Origin of the sequence: Chitinophaga sp. RAB17, assembly GCF_052114225.1 — a bacterium.
Classification (GTDB): domain Bacteria; phylum Bacteroidota; class Bacteroidia; order Chitinophagales; family Chitinophagaceae; genus Chitinophaga.
Window position 1 is genome coordinate 966987 of record NZ_JBFREI010000002.1, and the last position, 18859, is coordinate 985845.

The following is an 18859-nucleotide window of genomic DNA, read 5'->3' on the forward strand; positions in this document are numbered from 1 at the left end:
ATTAAAAGTTTTATTGTTGCTGGTCTGCAATGTTTTCACAGGCCTCATAAATCATTTTATATACTGGTGTAAACAGTGCGTCATCAAACCAGGGATCAGGTACTTCCTGTTGTTCCGGCAGCAGGAAGTGTACTTTCGCTTTATCGGCTTCATTGCGGGCCTTACGTAATACATCCGTATAATTGCTTCGGTCCATTACATAAATAAGGTCAAATGTATCAAAATCTGCGACCTGAAACTGTCTGCCACGGAGACCGGATATATCCACTCCATTTTTCCGGGCTTCTTTCACGGACCTGTGGTCAGGCGCATGGCCTATATGCCAGTTACCAGTACCGGCAGAATCAATTTCCCAATCCAGTCCTTTTTCCTTCGCCAAATGTCTCATAATCCCTTCTGCCAGAGGCGAACGGCAAATATTACCCAGGCAAACCATCAATATTTTCATGCGGATGAATATTTGAATATCAGGCCGCAAACCTACAAGATATTATGGAAATGTGCATTCATTTGCATCTTTATCATGAAAACAAGGATAAAAATCGGGGGATTTCCCGGATACAAAGCATAAATGGATGCAAATTGTAAAACACAGGAAATGATGAGATTTTAGATCGAAATATAACAACATGTTGAAAAAATGCCTCAAATTGCGGCTGAATAAGCAATAGGGTGCGGTTTTGTGGCAGTTTTTTAACATTCTTCTAAAATTCTCTTTGCCCGATTAAAAAATTTTTTTTTGTATAATTGTAATTCGCAACATGGAAACACACGAAGAACAAACAAGCAGACGACAGGAAAACAGGTATCGGCCAATGGGTGAGCTGATCAGAGGGATATTTTTTGTACTCTTTGGTCTGTTCGCAATTTTTGCGGAAAAACTGGGAATGGCACAGTTCCGTATATCCCCTTCAGCAATGAGTATAGTGGGTGCGGTGTTGATAACGTACGGCCTCTTTAGAGTTTATAATGGAGTAAGAAAACTTTTTTTTAACAGGAACTAAAGGGGGGTGATATGTTTTTCAGTTTTAGAAAGATGAATGCTGTATATTTAGCAGCAATTACTGTGATGGCCGCTTGTGGGCCTAATCCAAATGCGAAAAAATTAGATACAGCTACAGAAGGCACCATCCGCATCAGTGTGGATGAAACTTATAAGCCACTGATAGATTCTGAAATAAAAGTTTTTGAATCACTGTATCCGAAAGCGCATATCATCCCTACCTATAAACCGGAGGCTGAATGCTTTAAAGATCTTTTAAATGATAGTGCCCGACTGGTGATCGTTACCCGCGATTTCAACCAACAGGAGCGCGACTACTTCAAGCAAATCAAAATTACGCCTAACAGCCTTTTACTTGCCTGGGACGCGCTCGCACTGGTGGTGAACAAGGAGAACCCTGACTCCATATTAAATATGGAACAGGTACGCAGTATCATGAACGGCACAAATAAGGACAGGAAATGGCAACTGGTGTTTGATAATGCCAACTCAAGCACCGTGCGATATATCATGGACTCCATCAATATGGGTAAGCCTTTGCCAACTAATACTATGGCTGCTAAAACCAACCCGGAAGTGGTGGACTACGTGTCAAAAAACAAAGACGCAATAGGTGTGATAGGAGTTAGCTGGATCTCTGATCCTAATGACTCATTGTCAATGGCTTTTACAAAAAAAGTATCTGTAGTGAGGCTAAGAGCAGACAATGGTTCAGAATTTGTTAAACCATACCAGGCGTATATTGGTATTGGTACCTATCCATTGAAGCGCGGCTTCTTTTTCTGCCTGAAAGAACCTTATCACGGACTGGGCAGTGGATTCGCCACCTTTCTCGGCAGTTATGAAGGACAGCTTGTTATCAAGCAGTTCCGTTTGTTTCCGGCCAGATTGAATGTAGTATTCAGAGAAGCAAACCTTAAGTAGTAAAAAACACACAACTAAAACTAAAAAACCAGATTGCATGAACAAACGGAAAAGTTTAATCGTAGCATTGCTTTGCGCTGCATCTAGCGGTGCGATGGCCCAATCTGTGGAGGATGGATTAAAAGACCTGTATTATGGTAAATATCTGTCTGCCAAGCAGAATTTTGAGAAAGTGATTGCAGCAAAGCCTACGGAGGACAAAGCTTATTATTACCTCGGTATAGCGCAGCTTGGACAAGAAGATGTAGCAGGTGCTGCAGCTACTTTCCAGAAAGGTTTACAGGCAGTGCCTACCTCCGCTTTATTACAGGTAGGTATGGGCCGTATTGATCTGCTAAAGGGAGATGCCGCTGCAGCCAAAACAAAGTTTGACGCTGCCAGTGCTGCTACACAAGGTCGTGATGGCGATGTAGCCCGCGCAATTGCAGATGCCAGCTCAGAAATAAAAGGTGGTGATCGTGCTTACGCCCTGACTGTAATGGAAAAACTCCTGAACAATGAGGGACGCAAGAAAAAAGAACAATACACTGCTACCGCAGCTGATTATATCGAACTGGGAGATGCTTACCGCTTCCTGGGTGGTGAAAACGGTGGTAAAGCCATCACCACTTATGAAAAAGCACTGGAAGTAGATCCAAACAATGCAGAAGCTGTCATGAAAGAAGGTTTGGTGAACTACAATGCAAGGCTGAAAGCTGAAGCAGTAGCAGATTACACCAAAGCTACCAACATGGACCCTAAATATGGTCCTGCTTTCTACGAGCTGTTTCAATTCTACATCACACCTAAAAAGGATCAGTTATCCTGGGAAAATGCTGCTAAATACCTGGAGCAATACATGGCTGTAGCAGATCCGGCAGATAAAACAAAGAACCAATACCTGGGAGCTTACATCGCTTTCTTCAAGAAAGATTATGATGCCGCTATCAGCAAAGGCCAGGCTACCCTGCCAGGTGCTGATGAATTTTATCAGAACAAGCTGAACTTGCTGATTGGTGATGCTTACCTCCAGAAAGGTGATTCCCTGAACGCGAAAAAAGTGATGGATGATTACGCAACAAAAGTAGGTGACGCCAAACTGGACTCTAATGACTATAAGTTGTTGAGCACTATTTACATGCGCCTGAAATCCAGCGATTCCGCTACTCAGAACCAGTACAATGCCAAAGCATTGACTTACCTGGAAAAGTATGCGGGTGCTATCACTGCTAAGGATCCTGAAACCTTTATCCAGATTGCAGATCAGCTGAAAGCGGCCAGAAGTTACGCAGCAGCAGCAGAATGGTATGAGAAAGCAAACGAAATATCTCTTGCCAATAAAGTACAACTGCAGGCGATCGATTACTTCAACGTAGGTCACAACTACTACCTGGCTGCGGCAACCGCTAAGCCAGCAGATACTGTTCAACTGGGCAAAGCTGATGCTGCTTTCCAGAAAGTGATCGAAGCGAAACCTGAACTGGGTACTGGTTACTACTGGAGAGGTATGGCCAACTTTGTTAAAGATCCGCAGGCACAGGCTGGTGTTGCCAAGCCTTACTTTGATAAGTATATAGAAATGTCTGAAGCGGGCGATCCTGCAAAAGTTAAATCTACGCTGATCAATGCTTATACCTATGAGTTATTATATTACTACTTCAAGGAAGATAAAGGTAATATAAAGACATACGCTGATAAGCTGGCTGCTATTGATCCAAATAACGGTGCTGTTAAACAGATCACAGAAAACATGGCTGCCCGTGAAAAAGCGGCTACCAAGCCTGCTGCTAAACCAGCTGCCAAACAAGGCCAGAATAAGAAATAGTTATTAATTATATACGATATTAAAAAACCTCCTGTACCCACAGGAGGTTTTTTAGTTTCCGGTTGGTGAAAAAAGATAATATTTTAGACCCTAATAGATTTGATATTTGGTCAACTTACAGTATTTTTGCGCATTCGGACAATGTTTTTATCGGGAAGCTTATGTATACAGACACTGTATTTTTGTCAGCAACGACTACTCCTTCTAGCTATTTCCCTATAGTATTGCAACTTGTTGCAGCTTTAGGATTCGTAGGGATCACGATGTTAGCTACTCACTTTTTGGGTCCTAAACGCAAAACCAGCGATAAGCTTATTAACTTTGAGAGTGGAATCGAGCAAAAGGGCAATGCCCGGCAGCCGGTGGCCATCAAATACTTTCTTACCGCTATTCTTTTCGTGTTATTTGATGTGGAAGTCATCTTTTTCTACCCTTATGCTGTTAATTTCAGGGAACTGGGATGGGAAGGCTTTACTGCCGTGCTGATGTTTGTGGGCTTCTTTTTGTGTGGTTTTATCTACATCACTAAGAAGGGTGCACTGAAGTGGGAAGACTAATTTTAAATCTCTAAATTAAATCAAATGGCTCGTCCGGTTCAATATAATAACAAGGTGAAAACGGTGGAAATCCCTGAGGGATATTCCGGTGAGGGATTTTATGCCACATCATTTGACAAAGTAATAGGCCTGGCGCGTAAAAACTCCATCTGGCCTTTACCATTTGCTACTTCCTGCTGTGGTATCGAATTCATGGCCACCATGGCAGCTACCTACGATATGGCCCGTTTTGGGGCAGAACGTATGGCGTTTACACCCCGTCAGTGCGATTTGCTGATGGTAATGGGTACCATTTCCAAGAAAATGGGACCTATTGTACGCCAGGTATACCTGCAAATGGCTGAACCACGCTGGGTAATGGCCGTAGGTGCCTGTGCCAGCAGCGGTGGTATATTTGATACCTATTCTGTATTACAGGGTATTGACCAGGTAATTCCGGTAGATGTATATGTACCAGGATGTCCTCCAAGACCAGAAGGTATTATCGATGGTTTTATGAAAATACAGGACCTGGTAGGTCAGGAAAGTCTCCGCCGCCGTAACTCCGACAGATATCAAGAGCTGATGGAGTCTTATGGTATCAAGTAAGAGGGGGAATGGTTAATTGTAAATCGTAAATTTCAAATTGTTAATGTCTTTAACAAACGAACGCATACAGCAACGCCTGACGGAGAAGTTTGGAGATGTGCTTACCGGCTTTGAAGAGCCGTTTGGCCTGCTTACCCTCACCGCACAGAAAGATTATAACCTGAAAGTAATGCAATTCCTGTTTGACGATGAGGAATTGCGTTTTCGTTTTTTAACGGATATCACTGCGGTGCATTATCCTGATAGAAAAAATGAAGAGCTGGCAGTAGTATATCATCTGCATAACCTGCAGGATAATATCAGGCTCCGTCTGAAAGTATTCGCGCCAGTAGCCCAACCGGATGTGTTTACAGCTACCAAGCTGTATGAATCCGCCAACTGGATGGAGCGCGAAACTTATGATTTTTACGGGATCAACTTTGTAGGACATCCCAACCTGATACGCGTACTGAATGTGGATGAAATGACCTATTTCCCTATGAGAAAGGAATTTCCGCTGGAAGACTCCATGCGTATTGATAAAGATGATGAGATGTTTGGAAGAGGGGGAAATCTTTAATACAACCAGGTTATGTTAGATCAGAAACAACATATAAAACTGCCGGAAGGCTCTATAGAAAAAGATACGCAGACGCTTAACCTGGGTCCTACTCACCCGGCTACGCATGGCGTATTTCAGAATATTCTGGAAATCGATGGCGAACGTATTGTGAGCGCTGTTTCTACCGTAGGGTATATTCACCGTGCTTTTGAGAAGATCGCAGAACGCCGTCCCTATTACCAGATTACACCGCTGACAGATCGTCTTAACTATTGCTCTGCCCCTATCAATAATATGGGTTGGATACTCACCGTAGAAAAACTCCTGGGCCTGGAAATGCCTAAAAGAGTGGATTACCTGCGTGTAATTATCATGGAGCTGGCACGTATTGCGGATCACCTGATCTGCAGCTCCGTAATGGGAGTAGATACCGGCGCATTAACCGGTTTCGTTTACGTGATGACCTATCGTGAACTCATATACGAAATATATGAGGAAATATGTGGCTCCCGACTGACCACCAATATTGGTCGTATCGGTGGTTTTGAAAGAAATTTCACGCCAGCTGCTTTTGCTAAAATCGAGCGTTTCCTCAAAGAATATCCTGCTGTACTGAAAGAATTTGAAACCCTGCTTACCCGTAACCGTATCTTCATGGAGCGTACACAGGGTGTAGGTGGTATCAGTGCGGAAAGAGCGCTCAGCTACGGTTTCACAGGTCCTAACCTGCGTGCAGCCGGTGTGGATTACGATGTACGTGTAGCAAATCCTTACAGCTCTTACCAGGATTTTGATTTCTCTGTACCTGTTGGTACTACCGGTGATAGCTATGATCGCTTCCTGGTACGTAACGCAGAAATGTGGGAAAGTCTCAGCATTATCCGTCAGGCGATGGATAAACTGAAAACACTGCCGGATGATGTATATCATGCAGATGTTCCTGCTTACTACCTGCCTGAGAAACAGGATGTATACACAAAAATGGAAGCACTCATCTATCACTTTAAAATAGTGATGGGAGAAGCAGATATGTTACCAGGTGAAGTATATAACGCTGTAGAAGGTGCTAATGGTGAACTTGGTTTTTACCTGATCAGTGATGGTGGCCGTAGTCCTTACAGACTGCATTTCCGCCGTCCCTGCTTTATCTATTACCAGGCTTACGCTGAACTGGTACAGGGTGGTATGTTGAGCGATGCGATTGTGTGTATGAGTAGCCTGAACCTGATTGCAGGAGAGCTGGATGCGTAAGAATATTTTGAAGATTAAAGCTGATTAAAATAATGGCTGTGGTTCAATTTTCGGAAGAGAAACTGAATAAAGTAAAAGAAATCATTGCACGCTACCCGGAAGGGAAGCAGAAAAGTGCATTGATACCGGTGCTGCACCTGGCTCAGGAAGCATTTGGCGGATGGTTAAGTGCAGAAACAATGGACTACGTTGCAACATTACTGCAACTGGAATCAATTGAAGTATATGAAGTAGCTACTTTCTATAGCATGTTTAACCTGAAGCCGGTTGGTACCTATCTTTTTGAGGTATGCCAGACAGGTCCCTGCATGGTAAGTGGTTCCGATCAGATCATTGATTACATTAAAGGTAAACTGGGGATCGGCGTAGGCGAAACTACGGCAGACGGGTTATTTACCCTTAAAACCGTAGAATGTCTAGGTGCCTGCGGATATGCGCCCATGATGCAATTGGGTAAACATTACCGTGAACACCTGACGCCTACTAAAGTAGATGAAATTATCACAGAATGCAGATCTAAAGCAAACGCAAACTGATGCATCCGAAACATACCATATCCATACGTTTCAAGGAAATGTATCAGCGCCACAAACTGCAAATCGTAGAAGCTCTTTTGCTGGTGGGATTACTCACTGCATTATGGCGGATAGATAACTGGTTTGTTTCCTTTATTTGTGGTGTTAGCGCGGGCCTGCTGTTTTACAGACTGGCAGATCGCATTTCCCAACACGGCATACGTAAGGCATAAAAGATATACACAAAAATCTGTTGATGGGGCCGGGTTTACCGGAACCATTACACCATAAGGAAGAAAATGGGACGCAAATTACTGTTAGATAAAGCACATATAGAAGGCATCCGGTATTATGATACCTACCGGAGCAACGGCGGTTATGCTGCAGCTGAAAAGGCGCTGAAAACGCTGGGACCGGAAGGCGTACTGGAAGAAGTGAAAAAGAGTGGCCTCAGAGGCCGCGGTGGCGCAGGATTTCCTACCGGCCTGAAGTGGAGTTTCATCGCCAAACCAGAAGGTGTTCCCCGTTACCTCGTTTGTAACGCGGATGAATCAGAGCCGGGTACATTCAAAGACCGCTACCTGATGGAATTTTTACCCCACCTCCTCATTGAAGGGTTACTTATCTCCAGCTTTGCCCTCGGCGCTAACAGTTGCTACATCTATATCCGCGGTGAATATGCCTGGATTCCGGACATCCTGGAACAGGCCATTGCAGAAGCTAAAAACAAAGGCTGGCTGGGTAAAAATATCCAGGGAACCGGTTTCGATCTGGAAATATATGTGCAACGCGGTGCGGGTGCTTATATCTGTGGTGAAGAAACTGCCCTGATAGAATCCCTCGAAGGAAAACGCGGTAACCCACGTATCAAGCCACCATTCCCGGCAGTAAAAGGATTATGGCAATCCCCTACTGTTGTTAATAACGTAGAAACACTCGCAGCGGTGGTGCCTATCATCAATATCGGCGGCGATGAATATATTAAATACGGCACCGGCAAATCAACCGGTACCAAATTGATCTCTGCCTGTGGTAATATCAACAAACCCGGCGTGTATGAGATCGAAATGAATATCTCCGTAGAAGAATTTATTTACTCCGAAGAGTACTGCGGTGGCATCAAAAATAATAAACGCCTGAAAGCCTGTATCCCCGGCGGATCTTCCGTTCCGGTGTTACCAGCCAACCTGCTGCTTAAAACAGCGAAAGGCGAGACCCGTATGATGACCTATGAAAGTCTCGCTGATGGCGGATTTGCAACAGGTTCCATGCTGGGTTCCGGTGGTTTCATTGTAATGGATGAAGACCAGTGTATTGTACGCAATACGCTTACCTTTGCTCGTTTCTACCACCACGAAAGCTGCGGTCAGTGCAGCCCTTGCCGTGAAGGTACCGGTTGGATGAAGAAAGTACTGCAGAACATTGAGACTGGTAAAGGCAAAATGAGTGATATCGATTTGCTGTGGGATATTCAACGCAAAATAGAAGGAAATACCATCTGTCCGCTCGGTGATGCTGCTGCATGGCCGGTAGCAGCAGCGATACGCCACTTCCGAGATGAATTCGAATGGCATGTGGCTAATCCTCAGGAATCACAGACCCGCAATTTTGGTCTGGCACATTACGCAGATCCATTGCCATTGCCTGCACCAGCGGCTGTATAACGGGCATGCATATACTGAAATAAGGAATCAATATATAAATAAACGTTGCTCCCCGGGAGCACAAAAGATATTAAGATGGCGGAGGAAATAAAATTATTTAAGGTTAAAATCGATAACATCTCAGTAGAGGTGGAACCCGGTACAACCATACTGAACGCGGCCAGGAAGATAGGAGGAGAAATAGTGCCGCCGGCCATGTGTTACTACTCCAAGCTGCAGGGTAGCGGTGGTAAATGCCGTACCTGCCTGGTAAAAGTATCCAAAGGTTCAGATGCCGATCCACGCCCTATGCCTAAACTGGTGGCCAGCTGCCGTACTACCGTAATGGATGGTATGGAAGTGGCTAACATTACTTCTCCGGAAGTACTGGACGCACGTAAGGGGGTAGTGGAATTCCTGTTGCTCAATCACCCGCTGGATTGCCCGGTATGTGATCAGGCAGGAGAATGTCACCTGCAGGATCTGAGCTACGAACACGGAGCAGACAGCACCCGCTACGAATTCAAACGCAGAACTTTTGATAAAGTAGATCTCGGCGATCATATCAAATTACACATGACACGTTGCATCCTTTGCTACCGTTGTGTGTATACCGCTGATCAGCTTACTGAAAAACGCGAACATGGTATCCTTGGCCGCGGAGATGCTTCTGAAATCAGCACTTATATCTCCCAGTCACTGGATAATGATTTCATCGGTAACGTGATAGATGTTTGTCCGGTAGGTGCTTTAACAGATCAGACTTTCCGTTTCAAAAACCGTGTATGGTTCCTGAAACCGGTAGATGCACACCGTAATTGCGAAAATCCGAAATGCTGTGGTAAAACAGTATTGTGGATGCGCGGTGACGAAGTATTCCGTGTAACTGCCCGCAAGGATAAATACGGAGAAGTGGAAGCATTTATCTGTGATACCTGCCGCTTTGATAAAAAAGAAGCAAAAGACTGGATCATCGAAGGTCCACGCAAAATAGAACGTAACAGCGTTATTTCCCAGGGTCATTACGTGAACACCGTAAAACCTAAAGATCCGCTGGTGGAAGTATTGGACGGCAGACAACCTAAGCTGCTGTTTAATATTCACTCTGAAAGCCAGGTAAACAGACCGGATGTGGATCTCTCGCAGATCCAGGGCCCGGCTCACTCTGATGATTTTAAGAAGTAACAATCGTAATTACGTGTAAGTATGACCTTATTAAGCATAGATTGGTTTTTTATAATTGAAAAAGTACTCCTGATATCAGTGGTACTGGTACTTTCATTGGTAGTGGCCATGTATTCTACCTGGGGTGAAAGAAAAGTGGCAGCATGGATACAGGATCGTATTGGTCCTAACCGTGCCGGTTTTATGGGATTGCTGCAGCCACTGGCTGATGGTGGTAAACTCTTCTTCAAGGAAGAGATTATTCCTGCCAACTCCAACCGCTTCCTCTTTATTCTCGGTCCGTCTATTGCCATGTTGGTAGCCTGTATGACCAGTGCTGTGATTCCCTGGGGAGATAGCCTGGTAATTGCTGGTCGCACTGTTTCCTTACAGGTGGCAGATGTAAACATCGGTATCCTCTTCATTTTTGGTACTGTGAGCATGGGCGTATACGGTATCATGATAGGTGGCTGGGCTTCCAATAACAAGTTTTCCCTGCTGGCTTCTGTACGTGCTGCTTCCCAGATCATTTCCTACGAGCTGCCTATGGGTCTGGCTTTGATAGCCCTGCTGATGCTGACGGGCTCACTGAGTTTAAAAGACATCGTAGAGCAACAACGCCATAGCTTATGGAATGTATGTTATCAGCCACTGGGCTTTTTCATATTCCTGGTATGTGCTTTTGCTGAAACTAACCGTGCACCATTTGACTTACCGGAAGCAGAGAATGAATTGAATGGTGGTTATCACCTGGAATATTCTTCCATGAAACTGGGTTTCTTTCTGTTCGCAGAATATATCAATATGTTTGTCAGTTCTGCACTGATTGCTACCATGTATTTCGGTGGCTATGCTTTCCCGTATATGGATAGCCTGGGACTGGACGGTAACCTGTTGACTATTCTCGGATTCCTGGCACTGTTTATTAAAACATTGTGCTTCATATTTTTCTTTATGTGGGTACGCTGGACGGTTCCGAGATTCCGTTACGATCAGCTGATGCGTTTGGGCTGGAAAATAATGATTCCATTGGCATTGGTGAATATGCTGATCACAGGAGCGTTAATACTGGCACGTCAACATTAATATCATCTAATTAAATACACACAGATCGTGTGGATTAAATAAAGCATTCATTATGCAAGCATTAACAAACAGGGCAAAAGCAGTAGATCGCCGGCCGATGACCTTCGCAGAGAAGTTGTACATCCCTGCTATCGCAAAGGGCATGGGTATTACTTTCAAGCATCTTTTTCAACGTAAGGCGACGGTTAGTTTTCCTGAGAAAAAACGTGACTTTAGCCCGGTATTCCGTGGTTTACATGTATTGAACCGGGATGAGGAAGGACGTGAAAGATGCACTGCCTGTGGATTGTGCGCAGTAGCTTGTCCTGCTGAAGCCATTACGATGGAAGCAGCAGAAAGGAAAGAGGGAGAAGAAAATCTGTACAGGGAAGAAAAATATGCGGCAAAATATGAAATCAATATGCTGCGTTGTATTTTCTGTGGTTTTTGTGAAGAAGCTTGTCCTAAAGATGCGGTATACATGTCTGAAACATTTGCTCCGGCAAATTATCAGCGTAAAGGTTTCATCTATGGAAAAGATGATTTGCTGATTCCTCATCCGAAAGAGAACAAATAATATTATTCACAGCGCACATTTAGCTAAAAATACAATAGTCAAACATAGCAGAGATGGGAATGAGTATACAACAAATAGTTTTCATAGTGCTGTCGGTCATCGCGCTGGTTTCAGCGTTGGGCGTGGTATTGAGTAAGAATCCCGTGACGAGCGTGTTGTGCCTGATCGTAACATTCTTTACCATCGCCGGGCATTATATCATGATGAATGCCCAGTTCCTGGCAGTCGTGCATATCATTGTATATGCAGGAGCCATCATGGTATTGTTCCTTTACGTGATGATGCTGATGAATCTGAATGCTGAACTGGAGCCGCAGAAACGCAACTGGCTGAAATATGCAGGTGCTATCAGCGGTGGTGCTTTACTGGTAGTATTGGTAGCCGCCCTGCGGGATGCCAGCATGCCGGCATTGAGCACACAGGCTACTGATATCGGATTGATCAAAAACCTGGGTATGCTCCTGTTCAAACAATATGTGGTACCATTCGAGGTGAGCAGCATCCTGTTCCTCAGTGCAATGGTAGGAGCAGTAGTGATTGGTAAAAAAGACTAGCAACATGCGGGTATACGGGCTTCTCCGTAACTCGTAATTCGTAATTCGTAATTTATTTTATGCCTGTTCAATATTACATATTCCTGAGTATCGCCTTGTTTTGCATAGGTGTGATGGGTGTACTGATGCGCAGAAATGCGATCATTATTTTTATGTGCATAGAGCTGATGCTGAATGCGGTAAACCTGTTGATGGTAGCATTTTCCAAAATGTGGGCAGACGCAGGTAGGGTAGATGCCGGATCGGCACAGCTATTTGTATTCTTTATTATGGTGGTAGCAGCTGCGGAAGTAGCAGTAGGACTGGCTATAATTACTATGGTCTACAGAAACACACACTCAGTAGATATTAACATTCTTAACAGGCTGAAAAATTAATAATTCTGCTTTCTTAATTATTAAATTTTTCGACGTCGTAAATAGAATTGATAAATGATTAATCTAGTTTGGCTTGTACCATTTTTACCATTATTAGGTTTCCTGGTGAATGGATTGGGACGCAGATTTTTATCCAAGTCCCTGGTAGGATTTGTTGGAAGCGGCGCCGTATTGGCGTCCTTTGTGATTAGCTTATTAATATTCCTGGAAGTGAAAACTCCGGGATTTTCCGCACAGGTTGTCACCCTGTTTGATTTCATTTCTGTAGGTTCCCTGCATATTCCTTTCGCTTTCCAGGTTGATCAGCTGAGTGCCTTGTTCCTGCTGGTGATCACCGGCGTAGGTACCCTGATTCATATCTACTCTACTTCTTACATGCATGATGAAAGTGATGAAAGTTTCGCCAGGTACTTTGCCTATCTGAACCTCTTCATTTTTTCCATGCTGATCCTGGTGCTGGGCGCCAACTACGTAATGATGTTTATTGGTTGGGAAGGTGTAGGGCTTTGTTCTTACCTCCTGATCGGTTTCTGGTTTAAAAATACCAGCTATAATAATGCCGCTAAGAAAGCATTTGTGATGAACCGCATTGGTGATCTGGGCTTCCTGATTGCCATCTTCTTTATGATCACGCAGTTTGGCACGGTGACTTTTCCGGAAGTGTTTGCAAAAGCAGCTCCACTGGGCATGAACAACGGTATTATTACTGCTATTGCGATGCTGCTGTTTGTTGGCGCGATGGGAAAATCTGCACAGATTCCCTTGTATACCTGGTTACCGGATGCAATGGCGGGTCCAACACCTGTATCTGCACTGATCCACGCGGCAACGATGGTTACTGCTGGTATTTACATGATTGCACGCAGCAACGTGATCTACACACTGGCGCCACATATCCAAACGGTGATTGCGATCATTGGTCTGGCTACCGCGCTGTTTGCAGCATCTATTGCATTAAAGCAAAACGATATTAAAAAAGTACTGGCTTATTCCACAGTAAGTCAGTTAGGTTATATGTTCCTGGCCCTCGGTGTGGGTGCGTATGGAGCGGCGGTGTTTCACGTAATGACACATGCCTTCTTCAAAGCATTGTTGTTCCTGGGCTCCGGTTCTGTTATTCACGCGATGGGTGGTGAACAGGATATCCGGAAAATGGGTGGTCTGAAAAGATTTATGCCTACTACCGCCTGGACATTCCTGGTGGGCTGTCTGGCAATTGCAGGTATCCCTGGTTTCTCCGGTTTCTTTTCGAAAGATGAGATCCTCGCACAGGCGTATGCCAATAACCCGGTATTATATGTACTGGGCCTCATTGGTGCGCTCATGACAGCTTTCTACATGTTCCGCTTATACTATATTACTTTCTCCGGTAAGTTCCGCGGTACACACGACCAGGAACATCACCTGCATGAAAGTCCTTCTGCTATGACCATTCCATTGGTGATACTGGCAGTGCTTTCTATCGTGGGCGGTTATATCGGTTTACCGGAAGTATTTGGAACGAAGAACTGGTTGGCGGAATACCTGGAACCGGTTTTTGCACCTTCTGCTCCTTTTGCAGTAGCACATCATCTGTCGCATGGTACAGAATGGTTATTGATGGGTGTGAGCAGTGCGCTGGTAATTGTATTCATCCTGTTTGCACGTCAGAAATTTGCAAACTATGAAGACGCAGGTACAGAAAGTACCGGTTTTGCAAAAGTGCTCGAAAACAAATGGTATATAGACGAACTATATGATACTATCATCGTTAAACCGCTCTATGAACTGGGCCGTTTTTTCCGCGATACCGTGGAAAAGGCAGGTATAGACAGATTGGTAAACGGTGTAGGCCGTGGTGTACAGCTGGGTGGACAACGTATCCGCCTCTTGCAGAACGGACAGGTAGGATTTTACATCTTTGCCATGGTGATCGGTATGATCGTATTATTTGTGATCGGATTCTTATTATAAACCAATAGCAGAAGTTACAAGCGCAGATAAATTATGTTGACAGTTTTATTAATATTGATTCCTTTCATAGCAGGCCTTATCGCATTTGGTCTGAAGGGGTCCGGGCCAAAGGTACTGGGCATGATTTCATCGCTGGCAACAGTGGTGATCGCAATAGGAACCTGGTGTACCTTTCGCACTGCTCCTGACAGTCTGAACTTTGTTGCCAACTGGATTCCGCAGCTGGGAAGTCAATTCCGGGTAGGGTTAGATGGAATGGGGGTGATGCTTTGCTTATTGACAGCGATTGCTTCTCTGCTTGTTTTCATCACCATTTATAACCGCAACTACGAAAAACCTAACAGTTTTTATGGTTTGATGTTATTATCGCAGGCCGGCTTAACCGGTGTATTCACCGCTTTTGATGCCCTACAGTTTTATATATTCTGGGAACTCGCGCTGATACCTGTTTATTTCCTCTGCTCTTTATGGGGAGGAGAAAAACGTATAGCCGTTACATTTAAATTCTTTGTATACACTTTCCTCGGCTCCCTGTTAATGCTGGTAGGTATTATCTACCTGTATTCACTGACACCTGATCATTCTTTCAGCTGGGCTTCCTTTAGTCATTTACAGGTGAATCCGGAAGATCAGAAATGGTTGTTCTGGCTCTTTTTTGTGGCATTTGCCATCAAAATGCCCATCTTCCCTTTCCATACCTGGCAGCCGGATACTTACGAGCAATCGCCTACGCCTGTTACCATGATCCTTTCCGGTGTAATGGTGAAAATGGGTTTATTTGGTGTGATCCGCTGGTTGTTGCCGGTAATTCCGCAGGGTGCTGCGATGTGGTCTGATGTAGTGATTGTATTATGTATCATCGGTATCATCTATGCTTCCTGCATTGCGATGGTGCAGAATGATCTGAAACGTTTGATTGCCTATTCTTCAATAGCCCACATCGGTTTAATGTGTGCGGCTATTTTTGCTAATACAGAACAAAGTCTGCAAGGTGTAATGGTGCAGATGTTTAACCACGGTATCAATATCATTGGTTTGTGGATCATTGTAGAAGTAATACAGCAGCGTTTGGGTGTTAAGAATATGGATCAGCTGGGCGGAATGGCACAGAAAGCTCCGCGCATGGCTATCTTCTTCGTTATCATCAGTCTGGCTAACATCGGATTACCGCTTACCAATGGTTTCATCGGTGAGTTCCTGATGTTCAGCGGATTGTTCCAATATAATCACTGGTTCATGGCATTTGCCGGATTAGGTATTATCCTCGCTGCCGTTTATACCCTGGGTATGATACAGAAGGTAATATTCGGTCAGAGCAATGACTTAACCGAAACTACTACAGATTTACAGCCTGGCGAAACCCTGGCTTTGAGTCTGGTTGTGATCATGATCATAGTGCTGGGTGTTTATCCCAAACCCATGCTGGATTTGGTGAGCAGCACCACGGAAGTGGTAAATCAATTATTCTGATATTTAGTTGCTACTAAATAACAGGTGGAAAAATTTGTAACGGGGTTTTGTAACGCAAAAATATGAATGCACTAATTTCTACTGCTTTATCGGGCGTTGTACTGATGTTTGTTGGTTTATTTGTACGCAATAAGCAGCATATTAAATTTTTTGCCATCGCGGCCATCATAATAGCATTTATTGCTAACCTGGCACAGTATCCGTCTGTGGAGCTTGGCGGATATGTAATGTATGGCATGATAGAAGTGACCAAATTTGGTGTGATATTCAATGCGGTAGCATTGGGAGCCACTTTGTTATATTTCCTGTTATCAGGTAGTGAGTTTGAAAAGGTTGGAGAACATGTAGCTGATTATTTTGCCCTGATCTTCTTTATCCTGGCAGGTATTACACTGGCTGCCTCTTTCAGCAACCTGCTCATGTTATTCCTGGCAATTGAAATTATGTCTATCCCGCAGTATATACTGGCAGGGGCAGATAAGAAAAGCCTGAAAGGCAATGAAGCGTCCCTGAAATATTTCCTGATGGGAGCTTTCTCTACCGGTATCCTGCTCATGGGTATTACCCTGATTTATGGTGCAGCCGGTAGTTTTGATGTAGCTGCTTTAGGTTTAGGCGCTGAAAGCGTTCATCCGTTAGCGTTATGTGGCATCATTCTCATTGTATTTGCCTTATCCTTTAAAGTATCTGCGGTGCCGTTTCACTTCTGGACGCCAGACGTATATGATGGTTCACCTACTGTGTTTACTGCTTTCATGTCTACCGTAGTAAAAGCCGGTGGTTTTGTGGCATTCCTGCGGATGTTCCATACCAGCTTTGCCGGTGGTGCCATCAGCGAACACTGGACGCTGATACTGTCTATTATTACTGCGGCTACCCTGGTACTTGGTAACTTCAGCGCCGTGTTTCAGCAAAGTGTTAAACGTATGCTGGCATATTCCAGTATTGCACAAGCGGGTTTTATGCTTTTTGCAGTAGTGGCGATGAATAATATGGGTACACAGGGTATTATCCTTTATTCAGCGGCCTACAGCATAGCCACCATTGGAGTGTTTGCGGTACTGATGAAACTGAAGGATTATACTTTTGAAGGATTCAACGGACTGGCACGCAAGCAGCCTTTACTGGCGGCGGCAGTAGCTGTGTTCCTGTTTTCATTGGCAGGTATCCCTGTGACAGCTGGTTTCTTTGCGAAATACTTTGTACTGTCTGCTGCTATCCAGCATGGGCACTTGCTGTGGCTCGTGATACTGGCGGTGCTCTGCGCAGCCATCAGTGTGTACTATTATTTCCGCGTGATCATTGCCATGTATTTTAGAACAGGCGAACCGGAAGTGGAAAATATCTCCGGTGGTTTTAAAGCTGGCCTGATACTGACTATTGCGCTGGTACTGGTATTAGGACTGTTCCCGAATCTGTTATTATGCTGGTTGTAAACAATTGACAGCTAATCGTATAAAAGAGAAAGACCGAAGTATTACTTCGGTCTTTCTCTTTTATACGATTAGCCGTTCATCCCAAAAGGAATGGATTTAATAGCTATATTACATTAACTTTATAGGTAACCCGTCATTATGCAATCAAGAGATATTTTTTCACTGGCATATCGTTCTGTAACTGGCAATAAATTGCGCACAGGCCTTACTGTAGCTATTATCGCATTAGGTATTACAGTACTGGTAGGTATTCTTACTGCGATAGATAGCATGAAGAGTAGTATCTACAGCAGCTTTGCCAGTATGGGCGCCAACAGTTTTTCTATCCGTAACCGGGGGATGCAGGTGCATATGGGAGATGATGATAATAAAGCATCCAAAGGCAACAAGAATATTAAGAAAGTAAAGAAATCCAACAGTAATAAAATTATCACCTACCAGGAAGCGATTGCTTTTCGTGATCGTTATGATTTTCCGGCAACAGTTAGTGTTTCTTTCCAGGCTACCGGCATTGCTACGGTATACAAGGATGAGAAGAAAACGAATCCTAACGTACAGGTAATAGGGGGAGATGAACACTACCTGAAGATTTCCAATTATGAGATTTCACAGGGCAGGGATTTTAATACGCTGGATGTGCAGTCTGGCAGAAATGTAGCGATACTGGGCAATGATGTAGCACAGAAAGTGTTTGGAAAGGAGCTGAAAAATGTGGTGAACAGCACTATTCGCGTGGGAGATATCCGTTACCGGGTAATAGGAGTGCTGGCCACCAAAGGAAGCAGTAAAATGATGAGCGCCGATAATGTGGTCATTACAACGGTTAATAACACACGAAGAGTCTTCAACCGCCCCGGTGCCAGTTACCAGATAGGGGTGAACGTCAATGACATTAAGCAGATGGATGCTGCGCAGGGAGAGGCTATCGGACTTTTCCGCATTATCCGTGGGCTGGCTATAAATGAAGAAGATAATTTTGATATTAGTAAAAGCGATAGTATAGCGGAAATGTTGTTCGCCAGCCTGAGTAAGGTAAATTTGTTTGCCATTGTCATTGCGTTTATTACGCTTTTCGGCTCGGCTATTGGCCTGATGAACATCATGCTGGTATCTGTGGCAGAGCGTACCCGCGAAATAGGCGTCACCAAAGCCTTGGGCGCTACCAGCCACGTTGTGCGTACGCAATTCCTGTTTGAAGCCATTATTATCAGTGTAATGGGTGGTGTGATAGGCGTAATTATGGGTATGTTGTTAGGAAATATAGTGTCTGCCTTACTGAAATCATCCTTTATAATACCCTGGTTATGGATTTTAATAGGCGTAACTATATGCGCCGCAGTGGGATTGGTTTCCGGCCTTTATCCCGCTTATAAAGCCTCTAAATTAGATCCTATCATTGCGTTGAGATACGAATAATATTTTATTATCTTGTTGTTT

19 protein-coding genes are annotated in these 18859 nt (G+C 44.2%); 18 read left to right on the forward strand and 1 reads right to left on the reverse strand.

Annotation, left to right across the window (positions count from 1 at the left end; translation table 11 throughout):
* Positions 1–10: 10 nt before the first annotated feature.
* Positions 11–448, reverse strand: coding sequence for a low molecular weight protein-tyrosine-phosphatase (locus AB4Z08_RS09970; RefSeq protein WP_441573584.1), 438 nt, complete (start codon positions 446–448; stop codon positions 11–13).
* A gap of 567 nt (positions 449–1015) precedes the next feature.
* Between AB4Z08_RS09970 and AB4Z08_RS09975 the strand changes: the two genes are divergently transcribed.
* The 18 genes from AB4Z08_RS09975 to AB4Z08_RS10060 all read left to right on the forward strand — a co-directional run bounded on the left by AB4Z08_RS09975 (position 1016) and on the right by AB4Z08_RS10060 (position 18838).
* Positions 1016–1927 carry a substrate-binding domain-containing protein gene (locus AB4Z08_RS09975; RefSeq protein WP_441573585.1) on the forward strand — a complete coding sequence of 304 codons (912 nt, stop codon included), beginning with the start codon at positions 1016–1018 and terminating at the stop codon, positions 1925–1927.
* 37 nt (positions 1928–1964) lie between these two features.
* Positions 1965–3731, forward strand: a complete 1767-nt coding sequence (locus tag AB4Z08_RS09980) for a tetratricopeptide repeat protein (protein WP_441573586.1) — start codon at positions 1965–1967, stop codon at positions 3729–3731.
* Between the two features lie 161 nt (positions 3732–3892).
* Positions 3893–4288: an NADH-quinone oxidoreductase subunit A gene (locus tag AB4Z08_RS09985; RefSeq protein WP_441573587.1), complete on the forward strand. Its 396-nt coding sequence runs from the start codon at positions 3893–3895 to the stop codon at positions 4286–4288.
* A gap of 24 nt (positions 4289–4312) precedes the next feature.
* Positions 4313–4876, forward strand: a complete 564-nt coding sequence (locus AB4Z08_RS09990) for an NADH-quinone oxidoreductase subunit B (protein ID WP_441573588.1) — start codon at positions 4313–4315, stop codon at positions 4874–4876.
* Positions 4877–4919: 43 nt separating this feature from the next.
* Positions 4920–5435, forward strand: coding sequence for an NADH-quinone oxidoreductase subunit C (locus tag AB4Z08_RS09995; RefSeq protein ID WP_441573589.1), 516 nt, complete (start codon positions 4920–4922; stop codon positions 5433–5435).
* A 12-nt stretch (positions 5436–5447) separates the two neighbouring features.
* Positions 5448–6668, forward strand: coding sequence for an NADH-quinone oxidoreductase subunit D (locus AB4Z08_RS10000; protein ID WP_441573590.1), 1221 nt, complete (start codon positions 5448–5450; stop codon positions 6666–6668).
* A 32-nt stretch (positions 6669–6700) separates the two neighbouring features.
* Complete coding sequence (locus AB4Z08_RS10005) at positions 6701–7204, forward strand: NADH-quinone oxidoreductase subunit NuoE family protein (protein WP_441573591.1); 504 nt, start codon at positions 6701–6703, stop codon at positions 7202–7204.
* Positions 7204–7416 (forward strand): hypothetical protein, encoded by a 213-nt coding sequence (locus AB4Z08_RS10010; RefSeq protein WP_441573592.1) that lies wholly within the window; start codon positions 7204–7206, stop codon positions 7414–7416. The genes AB4Z08_RS10005 and AB4Z08_RS10010 overlap by 1 nt, the downstream gene beginning before the upstream one ends.
* 66 nt (positions 7417–7482) lie before the next feature.
* Complete coding sequence (nuoF, locus tag AB4Z08_RS10015) at positions 7483–8847, forward strand: NADH-quinone oxidoreductase subunit NuoF (protein WP_441573593.1); 1365 nt, start codon at positions 7483–7485, stop codon at positions 8845–8847.
* Positions 8848–8922: 75 nt separating this feature from the next.
* The gene (locus AB4Z08_RS10020) at positions 8923–10011 is read left to right on the forward strand and encodes a 2Fe-2S iron-sulfur cluster-binding protein (protein WP_441573594.1); all 1089 of its coding nucleotides are present in this window, start codon (positions 8923–8925) and stop codon (positions 10009–10011) included.
* Positions 10012–10032: 21 nt separating this feature from the next.
* Entirely contained in the window at positions 10033–11076 is a 1044-nt protein-coding gene (gene nuoH, locus AB4Z08_RS10025) for an NADH-quinone oxidoreductase subunit NuoH (RefSeq protein WP_441573595.1), read from the forward strand.
* A gap of 52 nt (positions 11077–11128) precedes the next feature.
* The gene (gene nuoI, locus AB4Z08_RS10030; protein ID WP_441573596.1) at positions 11129–11632 is read left to right on the forward strand and encodes an NADH-quinone oxidoreductase subunit NuoI; all 504 of its coding nucleotides are present in this window, start codon (positions 11129–11131) and stop codon (positions 11630–11632) included.
* Positions 11633–11691: 59 nt separating this feature from the next.
* Positions 11692–12186: an NADH-quinone oxidoreductase subunit J family protein gene (locus tag AB4Z08_RS10035; protein WP_441573597.1), complete on the forward strand. Its 495-nt coding sequence runs from the start codon at positions 11692–11694 to the stop codon at positions 12184–12186.
* Between the two features lie 59 nt (positions 12187–12245).
* A complete protein-coding gene (gene nuoK / locus AB4Z08_RS10040) occupies positions 12246–12563 on the forward strand; it encodes an NADH-quinone oxidoreductase subunit NuoK (RefSeq protein WP_106527262.1) in 318 nt (105 codons plus the stop codon).
* A gap of 54 nt (positions 12564–12617) precedes the next feature.
* Positions 12618–14516: an NADH-quinone oxidoreductase subunit L gene (nuoL, locus tag AB4Z08_RS10045; RefSeq protein ID WP_441573598.1), complete on the forward strand. Its 1899-nt coding sequence runs from the start codon at positions 12618–12620 to the stop codon at positions 14514–14516.
* Positions 14517–14549: 33 nt separating this feature from the next.
* The gene (locus AB4Z08_RS10050) at positions 14550–15986 is read left to right on the forward strand and encodes a complex I subunit 4 family protein (RefSeq protein WP_441573599.1); all 1437 of its coding nucleotides are present in this window, start codon (positions 14550–14552) and stop codon (positions 15984–15986) included.
* 62 nt (positions 15987–16048) lie between these two features.
* Positions 16049–17422 carry an NADH-quinone oxidoreductase subunit N gene (locus AB4Z08_RS10055; RefSeq protein WP_441573600.1) on the forward strand — a complete coding sequence of 458 codons (1374 nt, stop codon included), beginning with the start codon at positions 16049–16051 and terminating at the stop codon, positions 17420–17422.
* A gap of 138 nt (positions 17423–17560) precedes the next feature.
* Complete coding sequence (locus AB4Z08_RS10060; RefSeq protein WP_441573601.1) at positions 17561–18838, forward strand: ABC transporter permease; 1278 nt, start codon at positions 17561–17563, stop codon at positions 18836–18838.
* The last annotated feature ends 21 nt before the right edge of the window (positions 18839–18859 follow it).

Bases quoted from the DNA above. Each gene is read 5' to 3' on its own strand.
- AB4Z08_RS09970 (WP_441573584.1), bottom strand. From the start codon at position 448: ATGAAAATATTGATGGTTTGCCTGGGTAATATTTGCCGTTCGCCTCTG.
- AB4Z08_RS09975 (WP_441573585.1), top strand. From the start codon at position 1,016: ATGTTTTTCAGTTTTAGAAAGATGAATGCTGTATATTTAGCAGCAATT.
- AB4Z08_RS09980 (WP_441573586.1), top strand. From the start codon at position 1,965: ATGAACAAACGGAAAAGTTTAATCGTAGCATTGCTTTGCGCTGCATCT.
- AB4Z08_RS09985 (WP_441573587.1), top strand. From the start codon at position 3,893: ATGTATACAGACACTGTATTTTTGTCAGCAACGACTACTCCTTCTAGC.
- AB4Z08_RS09990 (WP_441573588.1), top strand. From the start codon at position 4,313: ATGGCTCGTCCGGTTCAATATAATAACAAGGTGAAAACGGTGGAAATC.
- AB4Z08_RS09995 (WP_441573589.1), top strand. From the start codon at position 4,920: ATGTCTTTAACAAACGAACGCATACAGCAACGCCTGACGGAGAAGTTT.
- AB4Z08_RS10000 (WP_441573590.1), top strand. From the start codon at position 5,448: ATGTTAGATCAGAAACAACATATAAAACTGCCGGAAGGCTCTATAGAA.
- AB4Z08_RS10005 (WP_441573591.1), top strand. From the start codon at position 6,701: ATGGCTGTGGTTCAATTTTCGGAAGAGAAACTGAATAAAGTAAAAGAA.
- AB4Z08_RS10010 (WP_441573592.1), top strand. From the start codon at position 7,204: ATGCATCCGAAACATACCATATCCATACGTTTCAAGGAAATGTATCAG.
- nuoF (WP_441573593.1), top strand. From the start codon at position 7,483: ATGGGACGCAAATTACTGTTAGATAAAGCACATATAGAAGGCATCCGG.
- AB4Z08_RS10020 (WP_441573594.1), top strand. From the start codon at position 8,923: ATGGCGGAGGAAATAAAATTATTTAAGGTTAAAATCGATAACATCTCA.
- nuoH (WP_441573595.1), top strand. From the start codon at position 10,033: ATGACCTTATTAAGCATAGATTGGTTTTTTATAATTGAAAAAGTACTC.
- nuoI (WP_441573596.1), top strand. From the start codon at position 11,129: ATGCAAGCATTAACAAACAGGGCAAAAGCAGTAGATCGCCGGCCGATG.
- AB4Z08_RS10035 (WP_441573597.1), top strand. From the start codon at position 11,692: ATGAGTATACAACAAATAGTTTTCATAGTGCTGTCGGTCATCGCGCTG.
- nuoK (WP_106527262.1), top strand. From the start codon at position 12,246: ATGCCTGTTCAATATTACATATTCCTGAGTATCGCCTTGTTTTGCATA.
- nuoL (WP_441573598.1), top strand. From the start codon at position 12,618: ATGATTAATCTAGTTTGGCTTGTACCATTTTTACCATTATTAGGTTTC.
- AB4Z08_RS10050 (WP_441573599.1), top strand. From the start codon at position 14,550: ATGTTGACAGTTTTATTAATATTGATTCCTTTCATAGCAGGCCTTATC.
- AB4Z08_RS10055 (WP_441573600.1), top strand. From the start codon at position 16,049: ATGAATGCACTAATTTCTACTGCTTTATCGGGCGTTGTACTGATGTTT.
- AB4Z08_RS10060 (WP_441573601.1), top strand. From the start codon at position 17,561: ATGCAATCAAGAGATATTTTTTCACTGGCATATCGTTCTGTAACTGGC.